Here is a 13,787-nt window from a genome sequence, read left to right as displayed (position 1 = left end):
CCAAGTGGGACCAAAGCTGCTTTTGCTGAACGAAGCGAGCAGAGGCGCAAACATCCGTTTTGGTGTCCTCCCGGGGAGGCGTGAAGCGTCTATGAATGACGGGAGTGGACATGATCTATGATGAACCGCAGGAGTTTTCCAATGCCGGTGACGAACTGCGCCCTGGGGGAGGGAGTGATCTTTACGCACCCCGACCTGATCAACGCCTACGGATGCACGATCGGCGACCGGAGCCGCGTCGGACCGTTCGTCGAAATCCAAAAGGGCGCTCGGATCGGCCGGAACTGCAAGGTGTCGTCACACTCTTTCGTCTGTGAGGGCGTCGATCTCGAGGATGAGGTCTTCGTTGGTCACGGAGTCATGTTCACCAACGGGCTGCTGCCGAAAGCGACGAACGAGGACGGCTCGCTCCAGGGTGACGGCGACTGGGAGTGTACGTCGACGCTCGTGCGTCGCGGCGCTTCCATCGGTTCTAACGCCACAATCGTGTGCGGGGTTACCATCGGCGAGAACGCGCTGGTCGGTGCGGGCGCCGTCGTTACAAGGGATGTGGCCGACCACATGATCGTGGCGGGGAATCCGGCACGGGTTATCGGCGACGTGCGGAAACCGTCGTCGGTTCCGCATCCCAATCGCCTGCGCCGGGCGACGTCGATACAGCCGACGAGCGCGTCATGATCAGGGTTGGTGTCGTTGGCTACGGTTATTGGGGTCCGAATCTGGCGCGGGCTGTATCGGAAACCGACAATCTTGAGCTTCGGATGATTGCCGATCTGTCTTCGGATGCGCTCCAGCGCGCCAGACGACGCCATCCTTCTGCCAGGCTCACTGCCAACTGGCGCGAGCTTATCGCTGACACCGCGGTCGATGCGGTGGTGGTCGCAACGCCGGTGGGTACGCATTTCGAGATCGCGCGAGCCGCGCTCAGTGCCGGCAAGCACGTGCTGGTCGAAAAGCCGATGACCGACTCGGTGACAACTTCGGCCATCCTCGTCAGCGAGGCGGCGCAGCGCTCACTCGTGCTGATGGTGGACCACACATTTGTCTACACGGGCGCCGTGCGCGCGATCGCGGACCTGATTGATTCGGGCGCGGCGGGAGACATTTACTACTACGATTCCACACGGGTGAACCTCGGATTGTTCCAGCGGGACGTGAGCGTGATCTGGGACCTTGCGGTTCATGACTTCGGCATCATGGACCACCTTCTGAAAGCGCGGCCGGTCGCGATCTCGGCGAGCGGCGCGTGTTTCGTCCCGAACAGCCTCGAGAACATGGCGCATCTTTCGGTGTTCTTCGATGATGGCGCCATGGCGCATCTGAACGTCAATTGGCTGGCTCCGGTAAAAGTCCGTCAGACGCTGATCGGCGGGAGCCGCCGGATGATCATCTACGACGACATGCAAACCAGCGAGAAGGTCAAGGTCTACGATCGCGGAGTCTCACCAAAGGACGTACAGCTGCCAAGCTATGAGCATCTGGTCTCCTACCGGATCGGGGACATGTCGGCGCCGGCAATCTCGTCCAAGGAAGCGCTGCTGACCGAGCTTGAGGAGTTCGCCCGCTGCATTGAAGCCGGCGCCACGCCTGTTACGGACGGCGCTTGTGGCCTCAGAGTGGTGGAAATGCTGTCAACGGCGACCCGCTCGATGGCGCTTCGCGGTCAGCCTGTCGAACTCTCTATGGAGCGTCTCGCCTCATGATTCCCTTTCTCGACCTCGCACCGCAATATGAGGCTATCGGCGCGGAGGTCGAAGCCGCGGTCGTGAAGACGCTGCGCAGCTGTGACTACGTTCTCGGCGACACCGTGAGGCGCTTCGAGGAAGGCTTCGCCGCCTATTGCGGGACCAAGTATGCAATAGCGGTGAATTCGGGGACATCTGCCCTGCACCTCGCACTGCTCGCAGCCGAGATTGGTCCCGGAGACGAGGTAATCACCGTTCCGATGACTTTCGTCGCGACGGTGGCCGCTATCGTCTATGCTGGCGCCACGCCAGTCTTCGTCGACGTGGATCCGGACACGTGGACCATGGACCCGTCCGCGGTAGAGGCGGTGATTACGTCTCGGACGAAGGCCATTCTGCCGGTTCACCTGCACGGGCGTCTCGCTGACATGGACGCACTTGCGGGGATAGCAAGGCGACACGGTCTTGCTGTGATCGAGGATGCGGCACAGGCGCAAGGTGCCGAAGCCGGTGGAACCCGCGCCGGCGCCTTCGGTAACATCGGATGCTTCAGCTTCTACCCCGGAAAGAACCTGGGCGCATGTGGGGAAGGCGGTGCGGTGACCACCGATGACGCCGCCCTCGCCGACGCGGTGCGCTCGCTGCGGGACTGGGGGCAAAACGGTAAGTACAATCACGTTCGACACGGGTTCAACTACCGAATGGAGGCAGTCCAGGGGGCCGTGCTGGGCGTTAAACTGAAGTACTTGGACGGTTGGAACACGGCACGCCGGCGGATCGCCCAGACCTATCAGGACGGTCTCACCGACGAGTTGGTGCGGCCCGCGAGGATTGACGCCGCCCACGCGTGCCACGTCTACGCCATCCGAGCGGGAGACCGGGACCGGATTCGCAGGGATTTGCAGGACGCCGGCATTGCAACCAGCATGCACTATCCCAAGCCGGTCCACCTGCAGCCCGCATATGCGAACCTTGGTTACCACAAGAGTCAACTCCCAGTGTCAGAGGCGCTAGCCGACGAGACCCTGTCTCTCCCACTATTCCCCGAATTGCAGCCCACGCAGGTTCAAACTGTGATCAACGCCGTCAACCGCGTTGCCGTGGGCGCATTTGCCGATCCTGTATGAGGAATGTTGCTTGTACGATCTGAGAGGTAAGAGAGTCCTCGTGACCGGCGGCGCCGGCTTCGTCGGGTCCCACATAGTCGACCTTCTGCTGGAAGCCGGCTGCGAGCGCGTCGTGGTCGTGGACAACATGGTGAGGGGCCGCGTCGCCAACCTTGCTGAAGCGATCCGAAGCCAGCGCGTGGACCTCGCCGACGGCGACATCCGCGACAAGCGCCTGATGCAACGGCTGATCGCAGATGTGGACACCGTCTTCCACCAAGCCGCCCTTCGCATCACACACTGCGCGGCCGAACCCGACGAGGCCATGGAGGTGATGGTCGATGCGACCTATGACCTCCTGCGGCTCTGCGTCGCGTCCGAGGTGCGCAAAGTGGTGTTTGCTTCGTCGGCATCCATCTACGGGATGGCGTACGACTTCCCGACCACAGAAACCGAGCCCCCCTACGGAAACCGGACCCTCTACGGCGCTGCCAAATCCTTTGGCGAAGGGCTCTTGCGGTCGTTCAACGATATGTACGGCCTCGACTACGTCGCGTTGAGGTACTTCAATGTTTATGGGCCCCGCATGGATCTCCACGGGCGGTACACCGAGGTGATGGTGCGCTGGATGGAGCGGCTGGAAGCGGGCGAGCCGCCGATCATCTTCGGCGACGGGCTGCAGACAATGGATATGATTCACGTCACCGACGTCGCCCGGGCAAATATTCTAGCGGCCCAGGCCGATGCGAGCGATGTGGCGCTCAACGTCGCAAGCCAGACAGAAACGTCACTCCTCCATCTTGCCGCCGAGCTCGCTTCGGCAATGGACCGCGAGGACCTGGTGCCCGTCCACGAAGCCGCGCGAGCAGTCAATCCGGTTCCGCGGCGGCTCGGATCGGCCGAACGGGCCCGCGAACTGCTCGGCTTCGAGACCCGCGTCTCGCGCCGGGACGGCATTCGTGATCTCGTGTCCTGGTGGCGCGACGAGTACAGCCAAACGACCAGAAGGCGTAACAATCCATGATCCCGATTGCGCAGCCGTTCGTAGGTCAGCAGGAGGCCGACGCTGCCCGCGCCGTCGTACTTTCAGGCTGGCTCTCGCAGGGACCGCAGGTCGCCGCGTTCGAGGCCCAGTTTGCCGCCGAAGTCGGCGCGACGTATGCCTGCGCGGTCTCGAACTGCACGACTGCGCTTCACCTTGCGCTGCTTGCCGTGGGTGCAACGCACGGCGGAGAGGTGATCACCGTAAGCCACTCGTTCATCGCCGGCCCGAACGCAATTCGTCAAACCGGGGCGGAGCCGGTATTCGTCGACGTCGAGCCGGACGGCTACAACGTGGATTCCGGCCGAATTGCCGAGGCGATCACCGAAAAGACACAGGCGATCCTGTGCGTGCACCAGATGGGCATGCCGTGCGACCTCGCCGCGGTCCTGCGCGTCGCGGCAGCCCACGGGCTGCCGGTGGTCGAAGACGCCGCGTGCGCGATCGGCTCGGAGATCCTCGTTGATGGTCAGTGGCGGAAGATCGGGCGACCGCACGGGGACGTTGTCTGCTTCTCGTTCCACCCTCGAAAGGTCCTCACGACGGGCGAGGGAGGAATGCTGACAACCGACAACCAGGAATTCGACCAGCTCTTCCGCCTTGTCCGGCAGCACGGCATGTCGGTTCCCGACGCGGTGCGGCATTCTAGTGCGGAAGTAGTGTTCGAGAGCTACCCTGTCTGCGGATACAATTATCGTATGACCGATATGCAGGCCGCTATCGGGCGGGAGCAGCTTAAGCGTCTGCCGGAGATCGTGGCGCGGCGGCGTGCCCTGGCGCGGCGCTATTGCGCCTTGCTGCAATCAGTGCCGGAAGTCACGCCGCCGTGCGAACCCGACTGGGCGAGGAGCAATTGGCAAAGCTACCCCGTGCGCCTCGCGCGCAACCTCGACCAGAAATGCATCATGCAGCACATGCTCGACGAGGGGGTCGCCACGCGGCGCGGCATCATGTGCGCGCATCTTGAGCCGCCCTACGCCGAAGGGAACCTGCATCCGCTACAAGCCTCGGAGGCGGCTCAGAAGCATTCGATACTCCTTCCGCTCTACCCGCAGATGACGAGCGATGACCAGCAACGGGTGATCTCGGTGCTTCTGGGTGCGATCGCCGCCGCGGCAGCGTCGAAGCGTTCCCTGCATCACGTCAGTGCATCATGACGTCCGGTCCAACGCTGATGGCGCGGAATTATCGGTGTCCTCGGATGGACGATATACTGGGCAGCATGCATCGCCGGATCAATGCACTCGGTTTAGACCTGAGCGGTCTGACCGTGATCACCGAGGCGGCCACCGGCTTCTATTCCTGCACTGCCTCGATCGCCGCGATGGCCGGCGCAGCCCATGTCCACGCAGTGGCGCGCGACACCCGGCGCTACGGCACGTTCGAGGACGCGGCCTCTGCCACGCTGTCCCTTGCCAAAGCCGCCGGGGTCGCCGATCGAGTAACCGTCAGTCGAGCCGTCGAGCCACGGATGCTGACCGAGTGTGACATCCTGACCAATTCGGGTCATCTGAGGCCAATCTCGGCCGAGATGATCGCGCACCTCCCCGACCACGCCGTGATCGCCCTCATGTTTGAAGCATGGGAGTTCCGGGATGCCGATCTCGACCTCCTCGCCTGCCGGAAACGCGGTATTCGCGTCGCCGGTGTCAACGAGCGGCATCCGCAAGTTGGCGTGTTCCCGTTCCTGGGACCCTTGTGTGTGCGTCTCCTATCGGATGCCGGGCTCGCGCTCAGAGGCGCTCGGATCAGCTTGTTGTGTGACAATCCCTTCGCGCCGTTCATCGAGCAAGGGCTGACGCGAGCAGGCGCGTCTGTCGCGATCAACCCCTCTGAACGAGACCGTGTGGATCAAGAGCCGGACGCGGTCGTCGTAGCGCTCGACCCCTCACGTAACTCACCTCTGGCCGAAAAGGAGTTGAGCGCTCTCGCCGGCTCCGGCAGAGAGGTCCTGCTCGCGCAGTTCTGGGGGGACGTCGACCGCGAAGCCGCGCGTCACGTCTGGCCAGGCCCGGTGTGGCCACCGTCGGCGCCTCCACAGGGCCACATGGCGGTGCTGCTCAGCGAACTGGGCCACGAGCCGGTCGTCCGACTGCAGGCGGGTGGTCTCCGCGCGGCCGAAATAGTGGCGCGCGGCGGCGTCCTGGCCGACGGCGGTGTCGCCGAGCTCATCTAACATGCTGCTGCTCTGCTAGGGCGGTTCCGGTCGAGTGCTCGACGCAAGGGTGGATGCATCAAAATCCGTTTGAGTGATCGGGGACGGATGCATGGACGGGAGCTGGGGCCAGGTCCGGGGTGGCGCCACTTGAAGCTGGGGCGCGCATCTGGCGCCTCCGCGCTCCCCTCATGCGGCTGAGGGAACGACACTCCCCTCCATTCCGGCGACAAGTCGCCCGGCCACAGGTGGTTACCTACACATTGGCCGGCCTCGATGTTGCAAGCGACCGAGCCTTGCTTCCGATCGGCGCCGCTCGATCCCGTCCGCGCAGCTGATCGGGCGATCCTGCTCCAGATCACCTTGTCGGCCCGCTCCTGGCGCGAGCAGATGGAGCAGATGCAATGCTCCTGCTGTTCCGCTGCCTTGTCACGCTGAAATCTACGGCCGAGTCTGCATGCCCACCAGTTCTCAACATGCAGGATCGGCTTATTCCGACAGATAGGTCGCGCCCGGGGATGCCCGGCGAGACTGGCACACCGCCCCGCCCCGCCCCCGGCATGTCTGGTCATAGAGGTTCTTAGATCAACTTGATATCGCTGAGTTCGCCGACGGAATCTTTTGTGTCGCAATAACAATGTCATTGCCTCGCGTCGTGTGCGGCATTCACGCCCGAACGCTCACTTTCTCGCTTCAATTCAACCTCCGGGTAACTGATTCATCATTTCCCACCCGCAAAGCACGAGAAGACGGCGAAAGCACCATCGTTTCCGACTTTCTCTTGAGTTAATGCGCCACGTTAACGTAATATTCAGTTTATAGAAAATCAGAACTGGTGGGAGGTTCGATTCGCCTCTTTGCGTTGCAGGCTGGACGGAGCACATCGGTTACTAACTAGGCGCCAACGCACATGAAAGGTGGGTTAGGTTTGAACAAGGTGTTAAGTGCGGAAGATCGCGAGCGTGGCGCCGCCGTATCTTCGCTGTATCCGATCGCCACAACGCAAGCTGCCAGGACTGAGCACGAGGTTTTCGTCCTGATTGACAGCCGCAGACTGGAGCGAGAGTGTTTTGTGCGCAGCATAGAGTTGCTGAACCCACAGTTGATCTTGCTAAGCTATACCTCTGCCAGAGATTGCATCGAGGTGGCTGCGTCGTCGCCTCCGATTAGCGTCATCCTGTTCAACGTCGGCGGCCGGCAGTTTTCTGATCCGGAGGTAAAGAGGGAAATGGAAATTCTTTTCAACTGGAAGGATGCTCCACCAGTGGTTGTGCTAGCGCCGTCGGACGATCTTGATTACATGATTGACGCGCTGGATGCGGGGGCCACAGGATATGTTCCCTCGAGTCTCGGTATCGACGGGATCGTGGAGTCGACGAGACTCGCCGCATCTGGGGGCGTCATTCTCCGGTTCGAGAGCCTTACGAAGCTGCGAGAAAGTCGTGCCGAAAAGCCTGAAGTTATGCCAGAGTGCGATGGCTTCACTGCCCGCCAGGCCGCTGTCGCCGAGGCGCTGCGTCGAGGCAAGCCGAACAAGATGATCGCCTATGAGCTGAACATGTGTGAGAGCACAGTGAAGGTTCACGTCCGCAAGATCATGTCCAAGCTTAAGTGCGCGAACAGGACCGAGGCTGCGTTCAAGCTGAATTCCATGCCCTCCCCTGCGGCGAAGAAATGAGGCCGGTTGGCGGACGACTTGACAAATCTAAACAGGATGACGGCGCCGCTCGTCGCAAGACGGGCGTTCAGCGGGCAGAATTTTTCATTAGCTGGACGCTGGTGAAAGCTGTTTGCTGGCACGCGCGGCAGTTGCTTTCAAGGCCAGCTCCGTCAGTTGCTACTGCCCGGCGACCGCAAGAAGTTGCATCTGCTACCCTCGCGGGTTGCACAACAAAGCTTGTTCGAGGCGCGGCGCGCGGCCGCGACAAGGCCCTTGCTTTTCCTGACACGCCCGATCGTTCCCGTCATTTAGGTTAGACGAGGTGCCATGAGCGCACAGGATTCGTGCTCCAAGATACCGCGATTAGCATACGACGACGAACTGGACCTGCCGCAAAGGTGAAATTACTGCCTATGAATCCGGACACGCTACGCTACTGGTTGTGGGTCGGCTTCCGGCGACTGCCAATCCTCGCCATCACCACTTTGGTGTGCGTCCTCGCCGGAATCGCTCTGATCATGGTCCTTCCACCGGTCTATCGGGCAGTGGCTACGATCGCGCTCAAGTCGCCCCAGATTGCGCCGGATCTGGCGCGGCCAACTGTACCGTCCGATACACTGACCCAGGTCGCTGCCATCCAAGGGGAAGTTTTCGTTCGCGACAATCTCCTCGTCTTGGCTGAGCGGTTCGGAATTTATGGTGATCACCGCCCGAAGGCTGACGCTGACATCATCGAGGACCTCAGAGAGCGAATTCGTTTCGAGTTCGTCAACGTCGGCGCGATTCAAAATGCTGACAGCGCGACGACCATCTCGGTCGCGTTTGACCACGGCAATCCGGCCAAAGCCGCTGCGGTCGTCAATCATCTGGTCTCCGTCATCCTTGACAAGAACTTCCTCCGACGCGCGGAGCGCGCGGGGGATACGTTGGCGTTCTTCGAGCAGGAAGCCACCGCTCTCGGCGCCGCGCTGAGCCAGGCGGAAGCCGATATCCTCCGCTTCAAGAACGAGAATATCGACGCCCTTCCCGACAGCCTGGATTTCCGCTACACGCAACGGAGTTCGGCGCAAGAGCGCCTGGTCCAACTCGAGCGTGAGGAGGCGGGGCTCCGCGGTCGCCGCGAGACGCTCCTCACCACCGGAGCCGCCGACCCTACCTTTTCGTCCGTTGGTGACCAGGAACTGTTCGAGTTGCGCCGCCTTCTCGAGCAACGGCTTACAGTCTTCACTCCAACGAGCCCAAGCGTCCTCGACGTAAGAGAACGGATAGCTGCCTTTGAGCGGCAGAGGTCCGCCGAGGGTATCGCGGCGGCGGACGACCGTGAGCTTCCCGGCGAGCTAAGGATTCAACTCGCCGAGATCGAAGGTAGGCTCGATTTCATCGAACAGGAGAAGGCCGGCATCGCGGACACGCTTGACGAATTGCAGGCGTCAATCACAGTGACCCCTGAAGTAGAAACAGAGCTCAACCGTCTCACGCGGAACTACGAGAGCACAGCCGCGCGCTATCTTGCCGCGGTGCAGGGGCAAGCCGAGGCCACCATCGGGGCCCAAATTGAGGCGCGTCTCAAGGGCGAGCGCCTAACGCTGCTCGAAGCGCCGGTTGTTCCAGAGAAGCCGATCCGGCCGCAGCGCCGCAAGATTCTTCTTGCCTCTCTCCTGGCCGGCATCGGTTTGGGCTGCGTCATCATCGCCCTCCTCGAACTCTTGGATGGGCGGGTCCGTCGCGCAGCGCAACTTGTCCATCGCCTTGGCTTGGAGCCGATCGCAACAATTCCCCATATCGACGCGCCCCGCGGAACGCCCGCGCGGCGCATCCGGGCCTTGGGGGTAGGCACTGCGGTTGTCGGAATGGCCGCGGGCGCCCTTGTTGTCGTTCACGTCGGCATCGTACCGCTTGATGCCGCTGCGCTGCGCATCCTGCACGCCGTCGGCCTACCTTTCGCCGGCCGAGAACTAGCAAGTTGAGGATGAACGCCCGCATGTCCGTCCAGCCCCAGAACAGGTCCGTCCTGCTTCTCCCGCACAAGGGGGAAGAGCAGGCGACCGACGCGAGCACGGAGCAGGTAACTCCGATCGCAGCGCCTTCGCGGCCTCTCCTGTATGACCTTCTGCGTCCCATACGGCTCGATCCCCGTCTCCTGTGCGAGAACCGGATCGTCACCCTGGATCGCAACCATCCGGCCTCTGCCTCCTTTGACGTTTTGCGCACAAAGCTACTCCGGCTCGCCCGTGAGAACGCGTGGACCACGATCGGGGTAACGGCGCCCGAGCCGCAGTCCGGCACGACGACCGTCACGCTCAATCTTGCTCTCAGTCTCTCGCACCAGACGGACCTTCGAACGCTTCTCCTCGACTTGAATCTTCGCAATCCCGGTGTGGCAAGGATGCTCGGCGACGTCCAGACCGCGACCTTCGCCGACTTCCTGGGTGGAGAGGGGCAGCTGGGTGGCGCAGTCGTCAATTACGGCGAGACTCTTGCGATCGCTGCGGCTGCCGAGCCGGTTCAATCCGCTGCAGAGGTACTGCAGGCAAGAGCGACGGCAAAGCGCCTGGACGAGATCCGTCTGGCCCTGGAGCCGGATCTCGTCATCGTCGACGCGCCGCCGGTGCTGCAACGCGACGACTTCGAGGCAACTCTTGCCCTCTACGACGCAGTTCTCCTCGTCGCTGACACCACTCGCACGCTTCTTGCAGACCTTGACCGCTGCGAGCGCGAGTTGTCGAAACACACCAACGTGATCGGGGTGGTGGTCAATAGGTGCCAATTCGCGCGGTGATGCAAGGGAAAGCCATGACATCTCAAGCAGCGGTGGACGCCCTTGTTCCGGACCGTCTCCCGAAGTCGAGCCAGCAAAAACTTTCCGTCGTCACCGTTACGTACAACAGCGCGCGGGTTCTCGGCAGACTCCTCGACTCCGTCGAGGTCGGGCTTGACGGCGTGATCGACTTTGAGGTGGTTGTCGTCGACAATGCTTCGGATGATGACACGGTCGCCGTCGCTCGGGCGCATCCGCTTGAGTTGCGCATAATCGAGAGCCGTCGGAACGGCGGGTACGCCGCTGGCATCAACGCTGCGGCGGATACGATCGCTGCCGATAGGACGATCCTCGTTCTCAATCCCGACATTCGCCTGATGCAGGGATCGGCGGCATCACTCGTGGCTCGCCTTTCTGACGACTCACGGGTGGGCATCGCCGTCCCGGTCATGGCGGAAGAGAACGGTGCGCTTTCCTACTCGCTCCGACGTGAGCCGTCGCTCGCGACGGCCTGGACGGAGGCCTTGTTGGGAGGCTCGCTCGCCACGCGCTTGGGAATTAGCGAAGTTATCGGGCCGAGCCCTCTCTACCAGGTCGGTGGCTGCGTCGAGTGGGCAACGGGCGCCGCGCTCGCCATCGCTCCAAAGGCACGCGCCGCGGTTGGAGACTGGGACGAGTCGTTCTTCCTGTACAGCGAGGAAGTCGACTACATGCGCCGGGTCCGGGCGGCCGGCCTGCGGGTGGAGTGCGTACCGGCGGCACGTGTGGTTCACGTTGGCGGCGAGCGGGAGGAGAACCCCCGTCTGTTCAGCCTTATGGCCGCCAATCGCATTCGCGACTACGGCCGAAGACACTCGCTTATTTCTACGACGCTCTTCCGGGCGGCCGTCATCTGCGGCGAGGCGCTGCGCTCGCCGCGCGGACGCGGGCACCGGGCGGCATTGCGGGCCGCGCTCTTGGCGCGTTCGGCGGATTGAGCCGTGAAGTTCCGACGGGAAAACAAAACCTCCGTTGGTCCGGAGGCATGTTCCCTACAAGAAGCATCGCGCCTAGCGGGAGTGCAGGTGAATAGAAGCGGAGCCTGCGCAGTGACGCGGACGAACCGCGCATGCGACGTCACGCGCAACCCCTGTGTCCGAGATGCTCGGGGCGAAGCTTATTCGACACGTGGACCGGGTGCACGATGATCGCAGCTCCGCGCTCGAGAGTGATGACGTCACAGAAAGGCTTCACGACCAGATCGACGCACTGCCGCACGGACCGATCGCGGGCCGCTACACCCGTCACAGAGGACCGCCCGGTCAAGCTGGCGCTACCTGTCAGCGTGTTTCTCCTGAGCATCGCGGTACCCGGAAGCGTCAACTTGGGAGGTTTCAGTCTGTCGCCTCACCGCATGGTGTTGCTGGTCATGCTGTTGCCTTGCCTCGGCCGATGGGTGTCGGGACGCGCCGGGCTAGTCCGGGGCGCTGATATCGCAGTGCTCCTGTTCTGCCTGTGGTATGGCGTGAGCTTTGCCGCGACCGAGGGGCTGTCAGCCGCGGTCGAGCCCGCCGGCATCAACATGATCGAAGTCGCAGGTGCTTACTTTCTTGCACGCTGCTACATCAGAAATCACGACGACTTCTGCCGAATGATTCACTCGCTCTTCATGATCATGCTTGTCCTTCTGCCGTTTGCGGTTGTGGAAAGCTTTACCGGTCGCAACATCATTGCTGAATTCTTCGGCCAATTTCTGAATGCGGATGCTGCGGTAACGGGCGGCGGTACGCGTTGGGGGTTGCGACGCGCCAACAGCGTGTTCGATCACCCGATCATGTTCGGAGTCGCCGCCGCAACTCTCCTCCCGCTCGCGCACCTGGTTCTTGGCGGGAACAGTTCGGCCCTTCGGCGCTGGGTGCGGGATTCCGTGATCGTCTGCCTTACCTTTCTTTCACTGTCGTCCGCGCCGATTGGACTCACGGCGTTGCTGATCACCTTGATCGCGTGGGATACGCTGCTGCGGTCCTTCCCCTTCCGCTGGCATGTTGTCGCGGTGGCTTTCGCCAGCGCCTATTTTGCCGTAGACATCCTGTCCAATCAGACTCCGGTGGAGTTTTACATACACCGCTTCACCTTTGAGGGGCAGACCGGCTGGTATCGTCTCTTGATCTGGGACTACGGGACGGCATCGGTTGCCGCGAACCCACTGTTCGGCATCGGCCTTGATGAGTGGGCCCGACCAGCCTGGATGGTGTCGAGCAGCATCGACAGCTTCTGGCTCGTCCAGTTCGTTCGCACCGGCGTTCCCGGTGGTGTACTGATGCTAGCAATCTTTGGTCTCGCAGCTCTCGCCTCAGTTCGAGTGACTCCTGCCACCGAAGGGGTTCGTATGTGCCAGACAGCGTACCTTCTGAGTCTCTTCGGCCTTTTTTTTACAGGAGCGACGGTTCACTTTTGGGGAGCGGGGCTGGTGTTGTTCCTGTTCATCGTCGGCAGTGGAATGTGGATTGCAGAAACCGGGCGAGGCAAACCGGAGGGGACCAGATGGCCTCTCTCACATACCCCCAGAGAGGTATGCTCCGAGCTTAGCTCTGAACGCCATCGGGTGCACGGGAGCGTACGGGACCTCCGGCAGCGTACGCCTAACCAGGGAAGCGGGTCGGCTGAAGAGACTTGATCCTCCGGCGTCGCGCCTATCAGCCGCGGGCTCCGATCCCCGCAGCTATCGACCCTGCCGATCCGCATCTGGCAAACGATCCCTGATCATCATCAATGATTTCGTGAGCAGAAAAAACCGCTCCCGCTCCTGCCGGCCGTCGGGAAAAAGCTGTCGCATCATCCCTGCGTCGATGATCTTTATGTCATCGCAGCGCGCCAACGCCGTCTCGAAATCCGCCATGGGGCCTGCGATATCCTAATTTTTTGGTATAAGGCAATCCGCGCCGGCTCGGGAACCCAGTGCACGAAGGGACGACCGTAATGCGGATCAATCGGGAACCAGAAGCTTGGGGTTTGCACATAATAGAACCGACCGAGCCGCCGCACCTCTGATGCGAACCGAAGCATATTCCGATACGAGCGAACATGCTCGATCACTGAATTCGAATGAACCAGATCGAAGCTCTGGTCGGCGAACTCGGGCAGGTCGCAGGCATCGCCCTCGTGATGGCAGAACTCGATCCCGTCTACGTTCGCATCGTAGAGATCGAGTTCGCTCTTGAAGTTCACCAGCGTAACCTCGACCTGGCTTCGCAGCTCCGGTGCGAGCATCCTCCAGTATTCGGCCGTTCCTCCCGCATCGAGGATTCGAACCCGCCGCTTCTCCGTAACCGTCCGGCGTGACCGCTATCCGTTCCAGCGCCACGGCATCAGGTCATCGACCTTGGTGATCTTGTAGTCGGG

The 13,787-nt window shown here is 61.9% G+C and carries 13 protein-coding genes; 11 read left to right on the top strand and 2 right to left on the bottom strand.

What is annotated here, in order from left to right; translation table 11 throughout:
• Positions 1-141: 141 nt before the first annotated feature.
• The 11 genes from Q0938_RS04530 to Q0938_RS04480 all read left to right on the top strand — a co-directional run bounded on the left by Q0938_RS04530 (position 142) and on the right by Q0938_RS04480 (position 13,062).
• Positions 142-678 carry an acyltransferase gene (locus tag Q0938_RS04530; protein WP_299359657.1) on the top strand — a complete coding sequence of 179 codons (537 nt, stop codon included), beginning with the start codon at positions 142-144 and terminating at the stop codon, positions 676-678.
• Entirely contained in the window at positions 675-1,703 is a 1,029-nt protein-coding gene (locus Q0938_RS04525; RefSeq protein WP_299359654.1) for a Gfo/Idh/MocA family oxidoreductase, read from the top strand. Before Q0938_RS04530 ends, Q0938_RS04525 begins: the two co-directional genes overlap by 4 nt.
• Positions 1,700-2,812, top strand: coding sequence for a DegT/DnrJ/EryC1/StrS aminotransferase family protein (locus Q0938_RS04520; protein ID WP_299359649.1), 1,113 nt, complete (start codon positions 1,700-1,702; stop codon positions 2,810-2,812). The genes Q0938_RS04525 and Q0938_RS04520 overlap by 4 nt, the downstream gene beginning before the upstream one ends.
• Before the next feature lie 40 nt (positions 2,813-2,852).
• On the top strand, positions 2,853-3,815 hold the full coding sequence (locus Q0938_RS04515; protein ID WP_299359647.1) for an NAD-dependent epimerase/dehydratase family protein: 963 nt from the start codon (positions 2,853-2,855) through the stop codon (positions 3,813-3,815).
• Positions 3,812-4,990, top strand: coding sequence for a DegT/DnrJ/EryC1/StrS aminotransferase family protein (locus Q0938_RS04510; protein ID WP_299359644.1), 1,179 nt, complete (start codon positions 3,812-3,814; stop codon positions 4,988-4,990). Before Q0938_RS04515 ends, Q0938_RS04510 begins: the two co-directional genes overlap by 4 nt.
• A gap of 44 nt (positions 4,991-5,034) precedes the next feature.
• Entirely contained in the window at positions 5,035-6,009 is a 975-nt protein-coding gene (locus tag Q0938_RS04505) for a hypothetical protein (RefSeq protein WP_299359642.1), read from the top strand.
• Positions 6,010-6,925: 916 nt separating this feature from the next.
• Positions 6,926-7,666: a response regulator transcription factor gene (locus Q0938_RS04500; RefSeq protein ID WP_299360345.1), complete on the top strand. Its 741-nt coding sequence runs from the start codon at positions 6,926-6,928 to the stop codon at positions 7,664-7,666.
• Between the two features lie 395 nt (positions 7,667-8,061).
• Positions 8,062-9,615: a hypothetical protein gene (locus Q0938_RS04495; RefSeq protein ID WP_299359640.1), complete on the top strand. Its 1,554-nt coding sequence runs from the start codon at positions 8,062-8,064 to the stop codon at positions 9,613-9,615.
• 14 nt (positions 9,616-9,629) lie between these two features.
• A complete protein-coding gene (locus tag Q0938_RS04490; RefSeq protein WP_299359637.1) occupies positions 9,630-10,427 on the top strand; it encodes a hypothetical protein in 798 nt (265 codons plus the stop codon).
• A gap of 14 nt (positions 10,428-10,441) precedes the next feature.
• The gene (locus Q0938_RS04485; RefSeq protein WP_299359635.1) at positions 10,442-11,383 is read left to right on the top strand and encodes a glycosyltransferase family 2 protein; all 942 of its coding nucleotides are present in this window, start codon (positions 10,442-10,444) and stop codon (positions 11,381-11,383) included.
• A gap of 416 nt (positions 11,384-11,799) precedes the next feature.
• Positions 11,800-13,062 (top strand): hypothetical protein, encoded by a 1,263-nt coding sequence (locus Q0938_RS04480; protein ID WP_299359633.1) that lies wholly within the window; start codon positions 11,800-11,802, stop codon positions 13,060-13,062.
• A 45-nt stretch (positions 13,063-13,107) separates the two neighbouring features.
• Here Q0938_RS04480 and Q0938_RS04475 read toward each other — a convergent pair whose 3' ends face one another.
• Both Q0938_RS04475 and Q0938_RS19360 read right to left on the bottom strand, forming a co-directional pair.
• Entirely contained in the window at positions 13,108-13,284 is a 177-nt protein-coding gene (locus Q0938_RS04475) for a hypothetical protein (protein WP_299359630.1), read from the bottom strand.
• Positions 13,242-13,655 carry a class I SAM-dependent methyltransferase gene (locus Q0938_RS19360; RefSeq protein WP_366942729.1) on the bottom strand — a complete coding sequence of 138 codons (414 nt, stop codon included), beginning with the start codon at positions 13,653-13,655 and terminating at the stop codon, positions 13,242-13,244. The genes Q0938_RS04475 and Q0938_RS19360 overlap by 43 nt, the downstream gene beginning before the upstream one ends.
• Positions 13,656-13,787 lie beyond the last annotated feature (132 nt).

Origin of the sequence: uncultured Paracoccus sp. (assembly GCF_947496875.1) — a bacterium.
GTDB lineage: Bacteria > Pseudomonadota > Alphaproteobacteria > Rhodobacterales > Rhodobacteraceae > Paracoccus.
The sequence above is the reverse complement of the archived record's forward strand: the minus strand, read 5'-3'. Positions and strand labels throughout refer to the sequence as shown.